This window comes from Nocardia ninae NBRC 108245 (assembly GCF_007990755.1).
GTDB classification, from domain to species: Bacteria; Actinomycetota; Actinomycetes; order Mycobacteriales; family Mycobacteriaceae; genus Nocardia; species Nocardia ninae.
In genome coordinates this window covers 1-21,097 of sequence record NZ_BJXA01000091.1, presented here as the reverse complement: position 1 = coordinate 21,097, position 21,097 = coordinate 1, and the positions used below count along the sequence as shown (strand labels likewise).

Genomic DNA, 21,097 nt, shown 5'->3' with positions numbered 1-21,097 from the left:
CTGCCTACACATCAGTCGAACGACTGCACAGATGACTGAGTCAGGGTGGTGTTCAGTGACGCAGTCGTCACACCGATTACCGCACCTACCTGCGTCGTCACTTTGTGAAACCGTGGGTTCTCTGTCAGGATCTGGCGGTGATCGGTGAGTTTTCGCAGTCGACTCTGATTGGTCGAGACCGGTATTCGGCCATGCTGGGAGAGCTCCTGGATCGAGCGGTCGCCGGAAACGGCTCGGTGCTGATCCTGCGTGGACAGGCGGGTATCGGAAAGTCGGCTCTGCTCGGCGCGATTCGGGCGCTGGCAACCGACCAGCACCTGACCGTGGTCTCCGCGGCCGGTGTCGAGAACGAAGCAGGCTTGCCGTTCGCCGCGCTGCACCAGCTCCTGCGGCCCCTCGAAGCCGAAGTGTCCAAACTCTCCGTTGCGCAGCAGCGCACCCTGCGCGCCGCGTTCGGACTGGAGGACGGATCGCCCGACCTGTATGCAGTGGCGTTGGCCACGCTGCAACTGGTCGGCGAGGCCGCCGCGGTATGCCCGACGGTCCTGCTCGTCGACGACCTGCAGTGGATCGACAGCTGTAGCGCGGATGTACTCAGTTTCGTCGCGCGCCGGATCGGCAGTGACGCGGTCCTCGTGCTCGGCGCCACCCGGACCGGGTCCGAGGACGCCGCCCGGCGAGCGGGGCTGCCGGAGGTCATGGTCGAACCGCTCGATGAGCAGGCCGCCGCCGCCCTGCTCCAGGCGCAAGCACCCACCTTGCCGAGCACCGTGCGACAGCGACTGCTCAGCCAGGCTGCGGGAAATCCGTTGGCGCTCACCGAGTTACCGCGGGCGATGCGCCAGACCACGGATCGGATGGTCGACGATCTGCCGTTGACCGCCCGCCTCGAAACCGCCTTCGCCGCGCGTTCGGCCGAGCTCAGCGAGCCGACTCGGACCCTGCTCGTCGTCCTCGCCGCCGATGTCAGCTGCGACGCGGGCCGGCTGTTGCGGGCGGCCGCCATCCTCGCCGGTGTCCCGGTCGGCGCGGCGCACCTGCAAGAAGCCATCGACGTCGGCCTGGTCGAGATGGCGGGTCCGCTCCTACGGTTCCGGCATCCGCTGATGCGTTCGGCGACCTATGTCCGGGCGCCGCTGACGCAACGGCTCGAGGCGCATTCGATCTTGGCCGAGGTGCTCGCCGACTTCCCCGACAGACAACTCTGGCATCGCGCCGCGGCCACGCTCGGCACCGACGACGCCATCGCCACGCAACTCGAACACTATGCGCAGCGATCGCGAGCCTGCGGGGCCATCATGGCCGCGGTCGCCGCCCTGGATCGCGCGGCGAAACTGTCCGAACGACCCGAGCGCACGACCGCCCTGCTCCTGCACGCCGCGGAACTGGCGAGCGAGACCGGTGCGCGACGCGAAGCCATAGAACTGCTCGATCGGGCCGACCTGAGCGTCTTGGGGCCCATCGAACTGGCACGCCTGGCAGCCGTCGAGGAGATGGTCGCGTTCCATCGCTACGCGGATGCCGACCGTCGTATCCGGCAGCTCGTAGATATCGCCGCCGGTGTGCACGACGCGGGCAATACCGATCTCGCAGCAGCGATATTGTGGTTCGCCGCCGCACGATGCTCCTCCCAGGACGCCTGCGACGAATCCCGCAAATACATTGTCGCCCAACTGGATTCCCTGAACCTGCCCGCACACGACCCGCAGGTACTCGCCATCGGCGCGTTCAGCCTGCCGTGGGAGCGCGGCGCCGGGATTCTCGAGCAACTCGACCGGCTCGATCCGAATCGCGCCGACGCCGACGCCATGCGCTCGCTCGGCTACGCCGCGCTGTACCTCGGCGATTTCCGCCGTGGCACTGCCTATGTCGACCACGCCGCCGGAATCAGCCGCAGCCAAGGGCGACTCGGCCTGCTGTCCGGCCTGCTCGGCGCCGGCAACTGGATCCGCATCTGGCTCGGCGACTGGGACCGGGCCCGCGCCGAATCCGAGGAAGCCCGCGCCTTCGCCGCGGAGAACGGCCAGGAGTTCTATCTCGTTACCGGGCACGCCAATCTGGCCATGATCGCCGCATTGCGCGGCGAATCCGAACTGGCCGCCGAGCATCTGCGCGCGGTCGGCGCCAGCCCGTTGGCCGCCGGGATGCGGTGTATCCAGATCGCCGCCCAGCAGACCCGCGGCATGCTCCTGTTGTTGGCCGGGCAGGCCAAGGACGCGTTCACGACGCTCGCGCGCGTCTATGATCCCGCCGACCCGGTGAGTCACCCTATGCAACGGTGGTGGGTCGCGCCCGAACTCGCCGACGCCGCGGTTGCCTCCGACAATGCCGATGCCGCAAGGGAATTGCTGACCGACCTACCGGAGCTGGTGCGACGGGTACCTGCCTCGATGTTGCTCGTCGTCGACGAATACAGCCGCGCGGTACTCGCCGCCGACGCCGCCGCCGCCGACGCCTACACCGCCGCGCTCACGGGCCATACGGGTAGGTGGCCGCTGTACCGCGCACGACTGCAACTCCATCACGGTCGCCGGCTGCGCCGACTACGCCGCACGTCGGAAGCCCGCGAACCGCTGCGCGAGGCCCGCGACACCTTCGACGCCCTGGGCGCCGGACCCTGGGCCCAGGCCGCGCGCAACGAACTGCGCGCCGCAGGCGAAACCAGCGCCCGCCGCTCCCCCACCGCCCGCGACCAACTCACCGCCCAGGAACTACAGATCGCCACCCTGGCCGCCGATGGCTTCACCAACCGCCAGATCGCGGAGAAGCTCTACCTCTCCCACCGAACCGTCGGCTCCCACCTCTACCGCATCTATCCACGCCTCGGCATCAGCAGCCGAGTCGAACTCGCCGGCGCCATCTCGGCGATCAGCTGAGCGAGGACCGGCAGAAGATTGCACTCGAGGCGAACATATGTTCGACTGAAGTGGTGCGGTGGCAAAGCCAGACCTTGGACGCCGACGACGGCGCGCTGCCCGGGCTCACCCGGGCCGGGTTGACGCGCACTGTGCAGACGCCCGAGTTCGAGGGCATCACCTTCCACGAAGTTCTCTGCAAAAGCGCGCTGAACAAGGTGCCGGCGAGTTCGAACCTGCCGTTCCAGTGGACGATCAACCCCATGCGCGGCTGCTCGCACGCCTGCCGCTACTGCTTCGCCCGCCCGACACACGAGTATCTGGACCTGGATGCGGGCAAGGATTTCGACTCCCAGATCGTGGTGAAGACGAACATCGCCGCGGTGCTGCGCAAGGAGCTCGGCCGCCGCTCCTGGCATCGGGAACCGGTCGCGCTCGGCACCAACACCGATCCGTACCAGCGGGCCGAGGGGCGATACCGGTTGATGCCCGGCATCATTCGCGCACTCACCGATTCGGGCACGCCGTTCTCCATCCTCACCAAAGGCACCCTGCTGCGCCGGGACCTTCCGCTGCTCACCCTGGCCGCGCGCGAGGTGCGGGTGAGCGTGGCGGTATCCATCGCGATCCACGATCTGGACCTGCACCGCAGCCTCGAAACCGGCACCCCGGCACCGAAAGCCCGGCTGGAACTCGTGCGCGCGCTCACCGACGCGGGCTTCGACGTGAATGTCATGGTGGCGCCGGTGATTCCGTGCCTCACCGACAGCAAGGCGCACCTGGACGAGCTGTTCGGCGCGATCGCCGACGCGGGCGCGCGCTCGGCCGTCGCCTTCCCGATGCACCTGCGCGGCAGCACCCGCGACTGGTTCCTCGACTGGCTCGCCGAGCATCATCCGGCGCTGGTGCGGCGCTACCGTCAGCTCTACGGCCGTGGCGCCTATGTGACGCCCGAGTACTCGACCTGGCTGCGCGAGCGGGTCGATCCGCTGCTGAAGCGACACGCGCTGAAGCCGGAAAAACCGGCCGAACCGGAGACACAGCCGGAAAGTCCGCACGCCGCAGACCCGCAGCTGGCATTGTTCGGCTGAAGCCTCGCGCGATCGACCACCGGTAACCGCACGCAATACCCGTGAACCTCACATATCGGGCGGACGTACCGAGCGGTGCGGAGTAGTTTGGCGGTGGCACCCCTCTCATCGACGAGGAAGTGAAGCAGGCAGATGGTTTCGCACCACAACGAGGTCGGCACAGCCCAAAACGCCGCCGACGCAGCGAAATTGGAAAAGGTAGTCATTCGGTTCGCCGGTGACTCCGGCGACGGCATGCAGCTGACCGGTGATCGTTTCACGCACGAAGCGGCCGCGTTCGGCAACGACCTCGCCACCCAGCCCAACTTCCCCGCCGAGATCAGAGCGCCCCAGGGCACGCTACCCGGCGTTTCGTCGTTCCAGATTCAGATCGCCGACTACGACATCCTCACCGCGGGCGATCAGCCCGACGTGCTCGTCGCGATGAATCCGGCCGCGCTGAAGGCGAATCTGGAAGATCTGCCGCGCGGCGCCACGGTCATTGTGAACACCGACGAGTTCACCAAGCGCAATCTCACCAAGGTCGGCTACCCCGCCGACCCGCTCGACGACGGCACACTGTCGGACTTCGTGCTGCACCGCGTCCCGATGACCTCGCTCACCCTCGGCGCCACCGAGTCCACCGGGGTCGGCAAGAAGGACGGCCAGCGCGCGAAAAATATGTTCGCGCTCGGCCTGCTGTCCTGGATGTACGGGCGGCCGATCGGCGGCACCGAGAAGTTCATGCGGGAGAAGTTCGCCGCCAAGCCCGACATCGCCGAGGCCAACGTGCTGGCGTTCCGGGCAGGCTGGAACTACGGCGAGACCACCGAAAGTTTCGCGACCACCTATCAAATCGCGCCCGCGAAGCTGCCGCCGGGCACCTACCGCCAGATCACCGGCAATACCGCGCTCGCGTACGGACTGGTCGCGGCGGGTCAGCTCGCCGGGCTGCCCGTTTTCCTCGGCACCTACCCGATCACCCCCGCCTCGGACATCCTGCACGAGCTGAGCAAGCACAAGAACTTCGGCGTCACCACCTTCCAGGCCGAGGACGAGATCGCGGGAATTGGTGCGGCACTGGGGGCTTCGCTCGGCGGCGCGCTCGGCGTCACCAGCACCTCCGGGCCGGGACTCGCGCTCAAGAGCGAAACCATCGGCCTCGCGGTGATGACCGAGCTGCCGCTGCTGGTGATCGACGTGCAACGCGGCGGGCCGTCCACCGGCCTGCCGACCAAGACCGAGCAGGCCGATCTGCTGCAAGCGCTGTACGGGCGCAACGGCGAATCACCCGTCGCGGTACTCGCGCCGCGCTCCCCCGCCGACTGCTTCGCCACCGCGGTCGAGGCGGCCAGGATCGCGCTCACCTATCGCACGCCGGTGCTGCTGCTGTCCGACGGCTCGATCGCGAATGGTTCGGAGCCGTGGTCGATTCCGCAGGTCACCGACCTTGCGCCGATCGAAACCGGATTCGAGCCGGAAGGCGAGGAGACCGACCCGTTCCAGCCCTACGCCCGCGATCCGGAGACCCTGGCCCGGCCGCTCGCCGTCCCCGGCACCAAGGGGCGCGCGCACCGGATCGGCGGACTGGAGAAGGCCGACGGCAGCGGCAACATCTCCTACGAGCCGGCCAATCACGAACTGATGGTTCGGTTGCGGCAGGCCAAGATCGACGGCATCAGCGTGCCCGATCTCGAGGTCGAGGATCCGGACGGGCGGGCCGAGCTGCTGCTCATCGGCTGGGGTAGCTCGTACGGGCCGATCGGTGAGGCCTGTCGCCGCGCGCGACGCCGTGGCGTGCCGGTCGCGCAGGCGCACCTGCGTCATCTGAATCCGTTGCCCGGCAACCTCGGTGCCGTACTGCGGCGCTATCGCACGGTCGTCGCGCCGGAAATGAACGGCGGCCAGCTCGCGTTGCTCTTGCGTGGGAAGTACCTGGTCGATGTGCAGCCGTGGACGAAGATCGCCGGAACCGCGTTCTCCGCGCAGGAACTCGTCGGGGTCATCGACGCCGCGTTGGACGGCTCGATCGCGGAGATGGAACAGGACAAGGCCTTCGCCGCCAGAGCGCGGGCCACGTACGTCAGCACTGGGGGTAACGAATGACCATCGTGGAAACCTCGCTCGTCGGCACAGATCTCGGCTTGACCGGACTGTCCGGGGTACCCGCCGCGGCGGGTCCGCAGAAGGTGAAGGACTTCACCACCGATCAGGAGGTGCGCTGGTGCCCCGGTTGCGGTGACTACGTGATCCTGGCGACCGTGCGCGGGTTCCTCGCCGAGCTCGGATTGCGCAGGGAGAACCTGATGTTCGTCTCCGGGATCGGCTGCTCGAGCCGCTTCCCGTATTACCTCGAGGCGTACGGCATCCACTCCATCCACGGCCGCGCGCCCGCCATCGCCACCGGGCTCGCGGTGACCCGCCCCGACCTGTCGGTGTGGGTGGTGACCGGTGACGGTGACGCGCTGTCCATCGGCGGCAACCATCTCATCCACGCGCTGCGCCGCAACGTCAACATGACGATCCTGTTGTTCAACAACCGGATCTACGGACTCACCAAGGGGCAGTACTCGCCCACCTCGGAGCAGGGCAAGGTCACCAAGTCGACCCCCATGGGTTCGGTCGACCACCCCTTCAACACCCTGTCGATCGCGCTCGGCGCCGAAGCCACCTTCGCCGCACGCGCATTGGACTCCGATCGCGCGGGACTCACCGAGGTGCTGCGCGCCGCCGCCGAACACCGCGGCACCTCGTTCGTCGAAATCCTGCAGGACTGCCCCATTTTCAACGATGGTTCCTTCGATGCGCTGCGCCGCGACAACGCCGCCGCGCACCTGGTCCCGTTGCACCACGGCGAGCCCATCCGCTTCGGCGCCGACGGTGAATTCGTCGTCGTCCGAAGCGGTTTCGGGCTAGAGGTGACCCGCACCGACGCCGTCGCCGAATCCGACATCGTCGTGCACGACGCCTACACCGACAACCCCGAATACGCCTACGCCCTCTCCCGCCTCTCCGACCAAGCACTCGACCATGTGGTCACCGGTGTGTTCCGCAGCGTCAACCGACCCACGTACGACGACGGTGTGCGCGCACAGACGACACAGGCGCGCGAACGCAAACCTGTCGACCAGGACTCGCTGCAGTCGCTGCTCAGTGGTCCGGAGACCTGGACTGTCAGCTAGGTCGTGCCGATCCGTTGCCGACCAACGGCTTCCGGCCCAACGGCCAGCCATGCTCTCGAACGGGACGTGACGGCGGCGAAGTGCGAGCGGGCCCGCCCTCATGTCCCGCCGGGGCGAGAAGCCAAGCCCAGGTGGGACGTGGTGGCGGCGAAGAGCGAGTAGCACTGCCCTCATGTCCCTCAGCGAGGCATCAAGGTCCGCTGAGCGCCAGGTGGGACCTAGCGGTGGCCGAACGCGAGTAGCCCCGCCCGCATGCCCAACCTGGCGAGAAGTCAAGGGTCGCTACGTACCCAGTGGGACATGGCGGTGGCGAAGTGCGAGTAGGTCCGCCGCATGTCCCGCCCAACGAGAAGTCCGGGCTCGCTCGGCCGGACAGTGGTACATGGCGGAGGCAAAACACGAGTAGGCCCCACCACCATGTACCACTCAGCGAGAAATCGAGGCTCTGTGAGCGGCGGGCGGGACATGGTGGCAGCAAAGTGCGAGTGGCCCTGTCGGCATGCCCCGCTCCACGAGGAATCAAGGGCCGCCAAGCTCCGAGCGGGACACGGTCGCGGCGAAGATAGCGCCGCCTCATGTCCCGCCAGGGCGAGAAGTCATAGCCAAGCGGGACATGGCGGCAGCGAACTGCGAGTGGGCCCGCCCTCATGTCCCGCCAGGGCGAGAAGTCATGGCCAAGCGGGGCATGGCGGCAGCGAACTGCGAGTGGGGCCGCCCTCATGTCCCGCTCAAACGCATTGGGCCAGTTGAACGCCGAGGGGCACTTGGTGGCGGCGAAGTGCGAGTGGGCCCGCCATCACATCCCACTCAGCGAGGCATCCGGTCCGCTGAGCGCCAGGTGGGACATGGCGGTGGCCAAACGCGAGAGCCCGCCCTCATGTCCGCCCCGCGAGAAGTCAAGGGCCACTAGGCGCCAGGTGGGACTCTGCGTCGATGAACTGCGAGTGGACCCGCCCTCATGTCCCACCCGGCGAGAAATCAGGGCCGGGTGGGACGTAGTGGCGGCGAAGTGCGAGTCGCGGCGCCCTCAGGTCCCGCTCGCCATCGAATTCGGGCGAGTTGAACGCCGAGTGGGACGTGGTGGCTGTGACGTGCGGGTAGCGCCCCGGAGTATGCCTTACCGTGCTGTACGGCTCAGCGACGAATCAAGGCCGGCTGGGGTGGTGCCCGGAGTTCCGGGGTCAGGGGCGCTTGGCGAAGCCCAGGTCGATTACGGCGTCGCGTTCCTGGGTGAGTTCGGCGACGCTGGCATCGATTCGGGTGCGGGCGAAGTCGTCGATGGGGAGGTCGGGGACGATCGTGTAGGTGCCGTCGGCGCAGGTGACGGGGAAGGAGCTGATGAGGCCCTCGGGGACGCCGTAGGAGCCGTCGGAGGGGACGGCCATGGAGACCCAGTCACCGGCGGCGGTGCCGCGCACCCAGTCGTGGATGTGGTCGAGGGCGGCGCTGGCCGCGCTGGCGGCCGAGGAGGCCCCGCGGGCTTGGATGATGGCGGTGCCGCGCTGCTGCACGGTGGGGATGAAGTCGTCGGTGAGCCAGGACGGATCGTCGATGCGGTCGAGGGCGGGGCGGCCGTCGATGGTGGCGTGCGCGATGTCCGGGAATTGGGTCGCGGAGTGGTTGCCCCAGATGGCAACTCGGGCGATGTCGGCGGCGGGCGCGCCGGTCTTCTTGGCCAGCTGTGCGATCGCGCGGTTGTGGTCCAGACGGGTCATCGCGGTGAAGCGGGCGGCCGGGACGTCCGGTGCGTTGCTCATCGCGATGAACGCGTTCGTGTTCGCCGGATTGCCGACCACGAGCACCTTCACGTCATCGGCGGCACTCGCGTTGATCGCGGACCCTTGCTCGGTGAAGATCGTGCCGTTGGCGGCCAACAGATCCGACCGTTCCATCCCGGCTGTGCGCGGCCGCGCCCCTACCAGCACCGCGACGTTCGCCCCCGAAAACCCTTCCCACGGGTCATCACTGATATCGATGGACTCCAACAGCGGAAACGCGCCGTCCTCCAGCTCCATCGCCACCCCCTCCAACGAAGCCACCGCCGCCGGAATCTCCAACAGCCGCAACCGCACCGGGGTATCCGCACCGAGCATCGCCCCCGACGCAATCCGGAACAACAACCCATACGCGATCTGCCCGGCCCCACCGGTCACAGCAACAGTCACGGGCGCGGTCCGACCTCCGGTGCTCACAGCAAACTCCTAGTAGTTGTGCGGACTCTCGAACTTCACCCTAACGACTCCGCATCCCCCGAAAACCACACGGTGAGCAACGCGACAGTCACCCCCGCTCCCGCCGTCCGATGTACCCGCTACCCCCCGCACGACGCAATAGCCGCAAGTTCGACCACCGCACAAGACGCCGACGCGCGCGGCAGGGGTGATACGCAGGGCGAGACGCGCAACTGCGCCGGGCTGTGGCTGTCCGCCCCGCCGGCCGCCGCACCCGAATGAGGGGCGGGCGCACGGATGACCCGGAATGCACCACGGTCACACGCATCGCGCCGAGCAGGGCGTGAGCACGGCAACCGCCTGCGCGTCGACCGCTGCGCACGAATTCGCCTCGCGCGCACCGCTCACCAGGTTCGCGCAGCCGGCGTGGACGTGCGGTGCGGGGTGCTCGGCCACGACTCTCAGGTCAGGGCGGCGACTTCGCGGTCGGTGAGGACTACCGGGGAGACGGCGTCTTTGACTCGGGCCATTTGGACGGCGCGGTACAGGGGACGTTCGGCTAGCCGGGCGTCTCGGGCTTCCGCGCGGAGCTGATGGACCAGCAAGGCGGAAACGGCTACGGCGGCGGCTAGTTGGCTGGTGGCCAGGGCGTCGGCCAGGCGGCGCAGGCCTAGAAGGTGCAGTTCGCGACCGCTGCCTGCGTCGGTGTACATGGCCAGGGGGACGATTTGCGAGATTTCGCCCGCGGTGACGCGCAGGACGATGCGGCTGAGGCGGGCAGGGAAGATCAGTACCTCTACGCCGGTAGCGGCGGACACCTCGATCCGGCGTTCGCCGAATAGTCGTCGGGCGTGGATCACGTTGCCGGACATCCACATTCGGCGGCGGCGCAGGGCGAAGGCGTAGCCGACGGTCGGCGCGCCGACGACCAGTCCGATGGTGGCCGCGATCGGCCAGCTGACCACGGTCGCGGCCAGTAGTGCGGAGCCGATGCCGATGCCGGCCGCGGCCAACGCCAGCCTGCGCAGCATCGGCGCGTACATCTCGGGTGCGACGAGGTCCAGCCCGACGGGTGGATCCGCGTGCTGCTCACCAGATTTCGACGACACAGGCCCACCTCTCCGCGACTCCGCGCCACGTCGTGCGCGCAGTCACGTTACCCCCGCACCCCCACTCCGGTGCCCCCTTCCGCGACGTTGCCGCGGTTCCATACACCAACGTGACATGCCGGCGGCATTCGAACAGGACCGCCTACCTCATGGTTGCGGTGTGACAGCCCGCCCACGCCCCCGCATCGCCAACGGGATGTTGCCGCAGCACACCCGCGAGTGCCGACGCCATGGTCCCGCCGAGCATGACGACACACCTCTGGCGCCCAACCCCTTCACCACCGAGACACGATGCGGCATACGACTGATCCGCCGCCGTCATGACACGTTGACCATGGCAGCGACCCGACGCCAACCTGCGCCACCAACGGGACGGCACAGCCGCATTCGACGAGCATCACCCGCTCTCATGACCCGCCGGATCATGAGACCCGGCACGCGACGCCCAACCCACTCGTCAACGGGACACCGCGGCGGCACTCCGCGAGGGAGCACCGCCCCGGTCGAAGAAACCGAGTCCGGTTCTACCCGGACACGTCCAGTGCTTCGCGAATCGCGACAACCACCTCATCGATCGGAATCTGGCGCTGCTCCCCGGTCGCCATGTCCTTCAACCCGATCGTCTCCTCGGTGAGGTCCCGATCCCCGAGCACGAGCGTGAACTTCGCCCCGGATCGATCGGCCGCTTTCATCGCACCCTTGACCCCACGCCCGCCGTAGGCGAGGTCCACGCTGATGCCCGCCGCACGCAGGTGCGCAGCCAGCACTACCATCCGCTGTTTGGCGGCATCGCCGAGCGGCACGCCGAAGACCTCGCAGCGCGCGGGATCACCGGCGGTCTTGCCTTCGGCTTGCAGAGCCAGCACCGTACGGTCCACTCCGAGCCCGAATCCGATGCCGGACAACGGTTGTCCGCCGAGCTGCGCCATCAGTCCGTCGTAGCGCCCCCCACCACCGATGCCGGATTGCGCGCCGAGTCCGTCGTGCACGAACTCGAAGGTGGTCTTGGTGTAGTAGTCGAGCCCGCGCACCATCCGCGGGTTCACCACATACGGCACGCCGAGTGCGTCGAGGTAGCCGAGCACCTGCTCGAAGTGCGCCTTGGCGGATTCGGAGAGGTGGTCGATCATCAGCGGCGCGTCGGCGGTCATCGCGCGCACTTCGGGCCGCTTGTCGTCGAGCACGCGCAGCGGGTTGAGCTCTGCGCGCCGTTTGGTTTCCTCGTCGAGCGGCAGCCCGAACAGGAACTCCTGCAACAGTTCCCGATACTGCGGACGGCAGGTGTCGTCGCCGAGCGAGGTGAGTTCCAGCCGGAACCCGTCGAGCCCGAGCCCACGGAAGCCGGCGTCGGCGATGGCGATCACCTCGGCGTCGAGCGCGGGGTCGTCGACGCCGATCGCCTCGATGCCGACCTGCTGTAGCTGGCGGTAGCGACCGGCCTGTGGTCGCTCGTAACGGAAGAACGGCCCGTTGTAGACCAACTTCACCGGAAGCTGTCCGCGATCGAGCCCGTGCTCGATGACGGCCCGCATCACACCCGCTGTCCCCTCGGGGCGCAGCGTGACGCTGCGGTCGCCGCGATCGGGGAAGGTGTACATCTCCTTGCTGACCACATCGGTCGACTCGCCGACACCGCGGGCGAACAGCCCGGTGTCCTCGAAGACCGGCAGCTCGATATGTCCGTATCCGGCCAGCCGGGCGGCGCGGATCAGCCCGTCGCGCACCGCGACGAATTCGGCCGAGCCGGGCGGGACGTAGTCCGGTATCCCTTTCGGGGCGGAAAAGCTGCTGGTCTTGGTCACGATGGTCCAGTTTCCACCACCACGCCCCCGCAAGTCCAACCGGTTACGCCTACCTCCCATCCCGGACCTGTTCGTGCCCGTTATGCGCGATTCCGGCCGGCTGTGAGGCGCACCGCACTCGGGAAGTGTCGGGCAGTCTCAGGAATAAATGGCAGACTCTCATGCCGTAACAACCGGACACGGGAGGAACGTGGTAGTGCCGAGCAACGAACAGCGGCGAGCAGCGGCGAAACGTAAGTTGGAGCGCCAGCTCGCCAACCGGGCCGAGCGCGCACGCAGGCGCAAGCAACTCACGATCGCCGGGTCGGTGCTCGGTGTTGTCGTCGTGGTCGCCGCGGTAACCGGGGTGTACTTCCTGACCAAGAGCGACGACAGCAGCAACGACGCCAAGGATGCGACCCAGTCCAGCAGCGCGCCGTCGGCGGCCGCACCGCCCGCGGCGGTGGCCAAGCCCGCGACGGTCAACTGCGTCTACAAGGACAGCCAAAAACCGGCGGACAAGCCGGCGACCAAGCCGGTGAAGGCGGAGGGCATCCCCACCACCGGCAACGACGCGAAGGTCAGCGTCAGCATGGAGACCAACCAGGGTCCCATCGGCCTGACCCTGAACAACGCCGAATCACCCTGCACGGTGAACAGTTTCGTCAGCCTGGCGTCGCAGAACTTCTTCGACGGCACCAGCTGCCACCGGATGACCGCCAGCGAGGGTCTGAAGGTGCTGCAGTGCGGTGACCCGACCGGAAGCGGCATGGGCGGTCCCGGCTACGAATTCGACAACGAGTACCCGACGGATCAGCTCGATGCCAACGATCCGATGGCCGCGCAGAAGCCGATCGCGTACAAGCGTGGCGTGCTCGCCATGGCGAACGCGGGCCCTGGCACCAATGGCAGCCAGTTCTTCGTCGTCTACGGCGATTCGCAGCTGCCGCCGAACTACACCATTTTCGGCACGGTGGATGAGAACAGCATGGGCACCCTGGACAAGATCGCCAAGGGTGGCCAGGACGACTCCAACGGTCCCGGCGACGGCAAGCCGAGTCAGCCGGTCACCATCGAGTCGGTCCGCGTCGACTGAATCGTGAAACCCGTTCGGGCCCTGCACTCGACCGAGTGCGGGGCCCGACACGTGTCGCCTGAGGAAGGTGACCCTAATACTTCGGTAAGGGTTGGCTCAGACCGGAGATACTCCGGCGAGTTCCCGAGCCTGTCGGAATTGTGCGATATATGCTGATAAGCGGCACAGCCGTACGGTTGAGCCGCGGCTTTCTCGGGTAACCTCGAATGAAGGAGTTCCCGTAGCGTAGTAACCCCTTCACCTGGGCGACCCCCGAGCAAGGGCGCGCGACGACACGGAGTTCTCCCGGTGTCCAAGTTTGCAGCCGGGGCATCCTCCACGGACTACAGTTCGCGTGGCGGTGCCCAGACAAAGCACCACAACAACCATAATGTGATCACTGCAGCATCGGGGAGCAGCCATGTCCGAGGAACTGGACGACATCGGCCGCGAGACAGCGGCCATGATGAGGACTATGTTGCAGCTTGCGACGCTGGTCGCACTGCGGACCCGCGAGCGTGGTCAAAAAGAAGCCGAAGCGCGCGTCAAGGTCACTGAGGCTCGCATGAAAGAGGCCCGCGAGATGCAGATCCGCGAGGCCCGCGACTCGAAGGCCAAAGACCCGCGCAACACCGAACTGGCCAGGATGATCGAGAAGCCGATCCCCGAGCGCGGTGTGTCGCTGGAGAAGGATCGCTTCACGGCGCAGGCCGAGGCCACCCGCATGGCGGGCATCGCCGCCGCGCACGCCAAGCCGGTCCTGCAGTACGACTCGCCCGAACGTCGCATGGCAATCGCCGCGCATCTGGCGAAGATGGGCGTCGCACCCGAACTCGCCGCGGTACGGATGCTGATCGAGGTAGGCCAGGCCCAGCCCCCCATCGAGGCGGTACGCACCCGCCCCGAGGAGGCACCCGCGGTCACCAGGGCTCGGGAACAGGAATCCCGCGGCCTGGAACGCACCAGGTAGACAGCCGAGAAAACGCCCGCTTATCAAGCGGGCGTTTCTTTTCGCGCTACGTCACTTCCGCACCGGGTAGCTCTGCTCGCGCGGGCTCATCCGATGCGCTGCCCGGACACCTACATCCGGAAATCACCGATCGTCGGATCACCGAACATCCCGTGCTGCGGCGACTTCAACGGCAACGGACTGAGCATGTCCTTGTGCCCGTTACGCACACTGCAGTACTTGAACGGCCCCTTCGGGTCGAACAGCTTCGCCATGTGCGGGTCGGCGTGATCGAGGAACCACACGCTCAATCCCGTTGCCCCGTCGAGCCGGAAGTGCTCCCAGGCCCGCCACATCGCGTCCAGGCGGGCGATCGCCTCGGCATGCTGCCACCACTCCGGGCACCACACCGTGTCGCTGAGATCGGTGACCTGACGCCGGTACACCAGACTCAGATAGTTCTCCACGAACTCGACCACGCTCGCGTAGATCATCGGCTGCTGCTGCTGTTCGGTCACGGCCGCGCCTCACCGGCGCGCGTAGTGACCGCTAGTGCTGCGTCCGAGGCTCGCTCGATCACAGTGGCCTGACCTCCTCGATCTTCCCGAATTCCGGCGGCGGCGTGCCCTTGCTGAGCGACGGCGTGCCCGGAATCAGGTCGGTGATCTCCGTCTTACGCTGCGGATCATGGTGTGAGATGGACTGCTTCACCTCGGCAGCGTACTCGCCCTCCCACCACGGAACCGTACGAACCAGTACCGGCGGCGCGCCGGACGGGAAGACGATCACCCGGCCGCGCGGCAGCTGGGCCAAGGCCTGCACGCTGAACGTCTTCGATGACCCGAGCGAACGCGAATAGCTCTTGCCGCCTTTGGATTCCGACACCGAGGCGGACACGACCTCGTAGTCGCCGATCGCCTCGGACCGCTCGCGCAGGAAGTTCGTATCGTCCACCCCGCTGCCGAGCACCTTGATGTTCGCGGCGGCCCACAGCGCGTTCATGCCGGGCTCGCCCCAGCAGCGCACGCCCTGCGCCCACGACTGCAGCACCGTCATCACCACGATGCCGCGCGAGCCGAAGTGGCTGTACTGCTTGGGCAGATCCTTCCAGCGCACCACGTTCGCGGCCTCGTCGAGCACCGCGAGCAGCGGAATGGCCAGCCGGCCACCGGCGGACTGCGACGCCTTGCGCATGGCCACGTCGATCACGGCCTCGGTCAACGCGCTCACCAGCGGCGCCGCCGAACCGCGACCCTCCAGCGAGAGGCTGTAGAGGGTGCCGTTGCGTTCGATGAACTCGAGCTCGTCGAACTCCCTGCGGTCGCCGCCGCGGGTGATCCACGGGTGCACGTTGGACAGCTTGAGGCAGCGGATCATCTTCTTCGCGGTGCCGAAAATGCCACTGCGCGTGCGGGCGTCGGTGTTGTACTGCGACGACAGACCCGACGCGGTGTAGTGATGACGGGCCGCGCGCAACAGCTCGATGGGCTCGGTGTCCTGCGGGTTGGTCACCCATTCCCACACCTGCACGATCGGCCTGCTGCCGTTGCGGTCACCGACCGCCGCGGCCAGGAAGAGCCCGGCGAGCAGATCCTCGGCCTCGGGGTCGAAGAACGCGTCGGTCTTGGCGTCGGAGCCGTCGTCACCGTCGGCGAAGTGCCCGGCCAGCCGCGCCGCCCGCATTTCACAGCCCTCGCGACGGGCGTCCACCCAGGCCAGCGGATCCCAGAACCAGCTGGGCTCCTCCCCCGCCACACCCTGCGGGTCGAACACGAAGGTGGGACTTCCCTTGGCCTCCCGCACATCTCGGGTCGCGTCCACCACGTCCCGCTTGTTGGAGGTGGCCAGCACCGGCCCGATCGCGGTGAGGATCGCCGGGATCACCCGGGAGGTCGACTTGCCCTGCCGCGGGCCCCAAATGTCGAGATGCAGATCCTCGTAGGAGCCGTACAGCATCTGGCCGTCGGCGATCCCGATGCCGATCGGCACGCCGGGCACATCCTCGGTGCCCAGGCGCACGCCGAGCTGCTGGGCCTTCTCCCGCACACCCTTCTCGGTGAGATGGGCGATCGCGCCGCCCTGGCCCATCACATTGGCCTTCTCGTCGACCGGCAGCACACCGACCGACCTGCGCTTCTTCAGCTGCCGACGGATGAGTACCCAGGCCACCACCGCCGCGACCACGATCAGCACGATCACCGTCGACGCGCGCGGCCACCGCAGATCGCCGCGGATCAGGTCCGCGACGATGGCAATCGGATTGATCGGGATCGACTGCGTCGGGAACGACAGCATGTTGCCCAGATGCAGCGACAGCCAGAGCGTTCCGAGGATCGCGAACCCGGCGTATAGCAAAATGAGGGTTGCGTCCGGCCCGATCGCGGCCGGATCTTTTACCGGCTTCTTCGCCATGGCTGCCTCCTCTTTCTCTGCGGGAAATGTCTTGGGGTTCAGCGGAACGCGTCGAGCCGCCAGCCTTCGGGCGTGTTCACCACGGTGGCGATGACCGTCGCGGGCGGCAACGTTTCCTTGCGGCCGTTCGGGTAGACGACGGTCTGCTCGATGCCGATCTTGAACTGCTGCATGTTCGGGTCGCCGCCGCTGGGCGGCTTCTCGCCGGAGGCGAAGGTGAACGCCTCGACGCGCGCCTTCGCTGCGGCCCAATCGGCCCACTGCAACGTCGTCCGCGGCGTCTCCAGGCCGGTCGGCGAGCCGTCCAGCATGCGAATCAGGCTGGGGCCCAACCACTTCCGAGCACGCGTCAGCGAAGCGCCCTGGGCTTCGGCGGCCGGCTGCCAGGTGTAGATCTCCTTCAGCGCGGCCACCGCGACGCCGTCGGGCGTGACCGGATCGGGGGCGGGCACGCCCTCGAGCAATCGGGTCGTTGACGTAGCCGGGGGCGCGCCACCGGATCCGGTGTCCACGCCGTCTCCGCGACCACAGGCCGCGCCCAGCATCGCGACGCTCACCACCAGCATCACCACCAGTTTCGCGCGTACCTGTGCCGTGTTCGATATGCGGCGGGGTTCGCCGCTCCCACCGCTGTTATTCCAGGCTAACCGCATCGACCGACAGTTCGGCAGTCCCGAGGTCGCGTGTTCGGATTCGTTGCCCGCGATCACAACACCCTCCTCGCCCGGCTGTCCCCCGGCACCTGCACCTCGCCGACACCGCCGCCGCCACGCGTGCCCGGCACCGCCTGGATCATCCGTCCGTTGCCGGAGTAGATGCCCACCTGTGCGGGCCCGCGCGGGCCGAACGAGCTGAACACCAGATCCCCCTCCTGAATCTTGCTCATCGGCACCTCGACACCCGCTTCCCACTGCTGTTCCGCGGTGCGCGGCAAGGTCACCGAGCCGGACGAGGCGGCGAACACCGCGGCGGCCGTCAAGCCCGGACCGTCCAGTCCGCCACCGCTGGGCCCCTGCGGGCCACCGCCACCCCACACGTACGGGGTGCCGAGCCAGTCGTGCGCGGCCTCGACGATCTGACTGCCACCGCCGCCCTCCTCGGGTGCGAACCGGCCGAGCGCGCCCGGCGCGCGGTACTGCGCCTCCATCGCGAGAATGTTCGCCACGTAGGGCTGGGTCTCCGACAGGTGCGCCGCAACCCGATTCGGCATGCCGCCGGAGGCGAGCACCGCGCCCTCACCGGCGTTGTAGGCGGCCAGCGACAGGGCGGTGATGTCGCCCTGCACCTTGCCCTCGGCCTGCCACTGCGTGATCTTGTTGGCAATGGCGCACATATAGCGGCCCTGCCCGATGATCGCGTCACCGTCGTCCCACACGCTCGCGCTGCCGTTGCCGTCGGCGTCGATCACATAGGGCTGACCGTCGTCCGGGTTCACGCTGACCGCGGTGGTCGGCAGGAACTGCGCCAAACCCTGCGCGCCTGCGGGCGAGGTGGCGCCGCGGCGGAAGCCGGACTCCTGCTTGCCCTGTGCGGCCAGCAGCGAGGGGGTGATCTGCGGGCAGATGGAACCCGCACGGCGATACCAGATTTCGAGCTCCGGCGGCACCTTGCCCGCGGCCAGCGCGCCACCCGCGCTGCCGAAACCACGGGTGCAGCGGGGATCGTTGGAAAAGGCCTGCGCGCCACCGACATCCGGGGTCGGTGCGCCGTCCAGCCAAGGCAGCGGGTCGATCTGGCGGCCTCCGGTGAACCGGCCACCGGGGACGATCTCGAAATGCAGGTGCGGGCCGCTGGATTCGCCGGCGGAGCCGACCTGGGCGATCGGCTGGCCCGCGGTCACCGTGTCACCGACGCGCACATGCACGCCGGAGTCCCACATGTGGCCGTAGACGGCGGAGTACGCGCGGCCGTTGGTGTCGATCGAGTCGACGACGATCCAGTTGCCGAAACCCGATGCGGGCCCGGCGGCTACCACCCGGCCGTCGGACACCGAGTAGATGGTGGTGCCGTCGGTGGCGGCCAGGTCGATGCCGAGGTGCTTGCCGCCGCGCGCGCCGAAAACGTCCGACACCGTGAAGGTCCCGGTGGCCAGCGGCAGGGTGCGCCGGATCGGTCCGGCACCGGCGGCCAGCGATGGCGCGCCCGAGCTGGTCGGGTTCTGCGTCCCCGACGGCGGTGCGGCGGCGGCGGGATTCGCCTGGGTGCCTGAGGGATTTGCGCGCGGATCGCCCGGCGCATAGCCACCCAGCGGCGGCAGATTCGATTCGGTGCCGAGGATCAACGCGCCTTCGCACGGGTCGTCGGCCGAAGGCAGCACGATGACCACCACGAGGGTCATCAGCGCGAGAACCGTGACCAGCGCTCCCCACAGCAGCCCCTTCCCGGTCACCGCTGCCTCGCCGGGACCGGCCCTCCACGCCGACGCGTCACCGCGCCGGATGCATTGAAAGCCCACCGCATCGGCCATTGCGACCGAAGGTGACCTTCGGTCCGGCAGTGGTGATGCAAGCCTTCGATCGGCTCGAGATTCACTGCCCGCGCCGGGATTCGTTGAGGGTGTCGGCCAGGGTGCGGTTCATCTCCGCGGCGGCCGCCAATTGTTGTTGCAGCAGCGCCACTTTGCGGCGCAACGCGGACGCATCCAAGCGCTCCAGGCTCGGGCCCTCGGCCGCACGCACCCAATTGCGCACCGAGTTCGTATGCACGCCGATCTGTTCGGCGACCACGCGACAGGCTTCCGACTCGCTGCGCATCTGCCCGGTGAGCGCGACGACCTGCTGGACAGCGGCCTGACGCACCTCGGGCGACACCCGGCGGTAGGAGCGGTGTGGCATCATCCGACGCACCTCCTGGTGGGCAGGTGCATCGGTAAACCGGATCTCGGCTGATCTGTCATGCGGCGCTCCCGCTCGGCGAATCCGTCCCTCGGGCAGTCGATTCGGTGAATTCGCTGAACCGCTGGTTGGTGTCGTGAATACCGCTCTCCTTCTCCGAGAGCGTGAACTCCATGTGGAACGGAATGCCGGGGCGCCGATCCTCGCCGATCTTCAGCAGGAACTTGCCGGTGCCCGGCGGCGACGGCCGCAGCTGGCCCGGTTTGAGGGCCTCTCCGGTCAACGCCTGCGGCGCGGACCAGCCGGTCACCATCTGTTCCTCGGCGGAGGTGAACGGCACGATACTGTCCAGCCGCTTCACCTCCTCGCCGGGCAACGCGCCGAAGATCTTGGCGCGCGCGCGTTCCAGGAAGCCGAGCGCCTTGGCGATCGCGGCTTCCGAACCCAGGGCCTGCAAATCCTTGATGGTGTGACTGATCATGATCAGCGAGGTGGCGATGCCACGCTGCAGACGGGTGAGCTCGTCGACGCGGTCGACCATGAAGTCGCCGAGGCCGAGCACCTGCCACAGCTCGTCCATCACCACCTGGAAGTAGCGCTGCGGCCCGAGGTCGGCGTCGGAGAGCACGTGCGCGGCCTCGACCGAGGCGAACCCGTCGGCCCAACAGGCCAGCATCACCGCGGCTTTGAGCTTCTTGTCGCCGGTCGGGATGTGCGAGACGTCGATGCAGACCGCGACCGCGCTGGTGTCGATCGGCACCGAGGTCTGCCCGTTGAAGATCGCGCCGAACGGCCCCTGGGTGAGCGCGCGCAGCGAGCGACGCAGGTTCTTGATCGCGTTCTGATACTCGTTAGGGTCGTCGGCGCCCGCGTCGAGCATCAATTCCTCACCGCCCGCGACGATCACCTCGAGCAGGTGCTCCATGATCGGCGGCTGGTCCGGGGTGTAGCCGCTGCCCGGCTGGTAGAGGATGCGCAGCGCGGTGGCGATGAGCGTCTCCTCGAAGTCGCGCACCCTGGCGCCGCGGACCAGTTCGACCAGACCCGCGATGAGGGTCACCTGGCGCGCACGGAGGTCCTGCAATACCTGAATCTGCAAGGCGGGGTGGTCATCCAGGCGCGGCACCACCGCACCCAGCACACCAGCGGCGAGCGGGTTCAGCTTGCCGTGGCCGTAACCGAGGTCGATCACCTGGCCGCCGACCAGCTCCACCATCTTGCGATAGTCCGGCTTGACGTCGGCCAGGATCAGCGGCGTGATGCCCTGAGCGATACCGCCGAGTACGATCCGGCGCACCAGCGACGACTTACCGAAGCCGTTGAGGCCCAGCACGAAAAGGCTCGGCGCGGTGATGAAGCTGCCGCGCATGAACCAGTTCATCGGATCGAAGCAGACCGGGGCGCCGGTATGCAGGTGCGAGCCCAGCGGGGTGCCGATCAGCGGCGCACCGGCACCGACCGACCACGGCCACAGTCCGGCGACCTGCGCGGTGGTGGCCCGGTATTCGACCGGGCGGCCGACCACGTTCATCCGGCCGCCGCCCTCACCCGCGTAGCCGCGATCGGTGAGTTGGGCGGTGCTGCGGTCGAATCCGTCCTCGAAGACCTGCTCGGCGCGCGCGGCGTAGTTGCGGCGCCGGATGTCGTCGGTGCGAATCC

The 21,097-nt window shown here is 67.9% G+C and carries 15 protein-coding genes; 6 read left to right on the top strand and 9 right to left on the bottom strand.

The annotated features are described in order from the left end of the window. Positions 1-104: 104 nt before the first annotated feature. The 4 genes from NN4_RS38525 to NN4_RS38510 all read left to right on the top strand — a co-directional run bounded on the left by NN4_RS38525 (position 105) and on the right by NN4_RS38510 (position 7,107). Positions 105-2,876, top strand: a complete 2,772-nt coding sequence (locus NN4_RS38525) for a helix-turn-helix transcriptional regulator (RefSeq protein ID WP_308633350.1) — start codon at positions 105-107, stop codon at positions 2,874-2,876. 53 nt (positions 2,877-2,929) lie between these two features. Beyond that, positions 2,930-3,946, top strand: a complete 1,017-nt coding sequence (locus tag NN4_RS38520) for an Rv2578c family radical SAM protein (protein ID WP_147141573.1) — start codon at positions 2,930-2,932, stop codon at positions 3,944-3,946. A 132-nt stretch (positions 3,947-4,078) separates the two neighbouring features. Next, positions 4,079-6,031: a 2-oxoacid:acceptor oxidoreductase subunit alpha gene (locus NN4_RS38515; RefSeq protein ID WP_147141571.1), complete on the top strand. Its 1,953-nt coding sequence runs from the start codon at positions 4,079-4,081 to the stop codon at positions 6,029-6,031. Beyond that, positions 6,028-7,107, top strand: a complete 1,080-nt coding sequence (locus NN4_RS38510; protein WP_147141568.1) for a 2-oxoacid:ferredoxin oxidoreductase subunit beta — start codon at positions 6,028-6,030, stop codon at positions 7,105-7,107. The genes NN4_RS38515 and NN4_RS38510 overlap by 4 nt, the downstream gene beginning before the upstream one ends. 1,181 nt (positions 7,108-8,288) lie before the next feature. Here NN4_RS38510 and NN4_RS38505 read toward each other — a convergent pair. The 3 genes from NN4_RS38505 to hisS form a co-directional block, all read right to left on the bottom strand. Continuing rightward, a complete protein-coding gene (locus NN4_RS38505) occupies positions 8,289-9,299 on the bottom strand; it encodes a malate dehydrogenase (RefSeq protein WP_147141565.1) in 1,011 nt (336 codons plus the stop codon). A 440-nt stretch (positions 9,300-9,739) separates the two neighbouring features. Continuing rightward, complete coding sequence (locus NN4_RS38500; protein ID WP_147141562.1) at positions 9,740-10,387, bottom strand: hypothetical protein; 648 nt, start codon at positions 10,385-10,387, stop codon at positions 9,740-9,742. A 524-nt stretch (positions 10,388-10,911) separates the two neighbouring features. Further along, a complete protein-coding gene (gene hisS / locus NN4_RS38495; protein WP_147141559.1) occupies positions 10,912-12,189 on the bottom strand; it encodes a histidine--tRNA ligase in 1,278 nt (425 codons plus the stop codon). 196 nt (positions 12,190-12,385) lie between these two features. Between hisS and NN4_RS38490 the strand changes: the two genes are divergently transcribed. Further along, on the top strand, positions 12,386-13,264 hold the full coding sequence (locus NN4_RS38490; RefSeq protein WP_135232094.1) for a peptidylprolyl isomerase: 879 nt from the start codon (positions 12,386-12,388) through the stop codon (positions 13,262-13,264). A gap of 400 nt (positions 13,265-13,664) precedes the next feature. Beyond that, positions 13,665-14,213 carry a hypothetical protein gene (locus NN4_RS38485; RefSeq protein WP_135232095.1) on the top strand — a complete coding sequence of 183 codons (549 nt, stop codon included), beginning with the start codon at positions 13,665-13,667 and terminating at the stop codon, positions 14,211-14,213. A gap of 110 nt (positions 14,214-14,323) precedes the next feature. Here NN4_RS38485 and NN4_RS38480 read toward each other — a convergent pair whose 3' ends face one another. The 6 genes from NN4_RS38480 to NN4_RS38455 form a co-directional block, all read right to left on the bottom strand. Next, complete coding sequence (locus tag NN4_RS38480) at positions 14,324-14,710, bottom strand: DUF4913 domain-containing protein (RefSeq protein ID WP_223885542.1); 387 nt, start codon at positions 14,708-14,710, stop codon at positions 14,324-14,326. Positions 14,711-14,768: 58 nt separating this feature from the next. Continuing rightward, positions 14,769-16,604 carry a type IV secretory system conjugative DNA transfer family protein gene (locus tag NN4_RS38475; protein WP_147141555.1) on the bottom strand — a complete coding sequence of 612 codons (1,836 nt, stop codon included), beginning with the start codon at positions 16,602-16,604 and terminating at the stop codon, positions 14,769-14,771. A gap of 38 nt (positions 16,605-16,642) precedes the next feature. Then, positions 16,643-17,257: a hypothetical protein gene (locus NN4_RS38470; RefSeq protein WP_246181317.1), complete on the bottom strand. Its 615-nt coding sequence runs from the start codon at positions 17,255-17,257 to the stop codon at positions 16,643-16,645. Positions 17,258-17,310: 53 nt separating this feature from the next. Next, positions 17,311-18,942 (bottom strand): peptidoglycan DD-metalloendopeptidase family protein, encoded by a 1,632-nt coding sequence (locus tag NN4_RS38465; RefSeq protein WP_246181319.1) that lies wholly within the window; start codon positions 18,940-18,942, stop codon positions 17,311-17,313. 190 nt (positions 18,943-19,132) lie between these two features. Continuing rightward, on the bottom strand, positions 19,133-19,441 hold the full coding sequence (locus NN4_RS38460; RefSeq protein WP_135232097.1) for a transposase: 309 nt from the start codon (positions 19,439-19,441) through the stop codon (positions 19,133-19,135). Positions 19,442-19,496: 55 nt separating this feature from the next. Beyond that, positions 19,497-21,095 (bottom strand): putative type IV secretion/conjugal transfer ATPase, encoded by a 1,599-nt coding sequence (locus tag NN4_RS38455; protein WP_246181316.1) that lies wholly within the window; start codon positions 21,093-21,095, stop codon positions 19,497-19,499. Between the last annotated feature and the right edge of the window lie 2 nt (positions 21,096-21,097).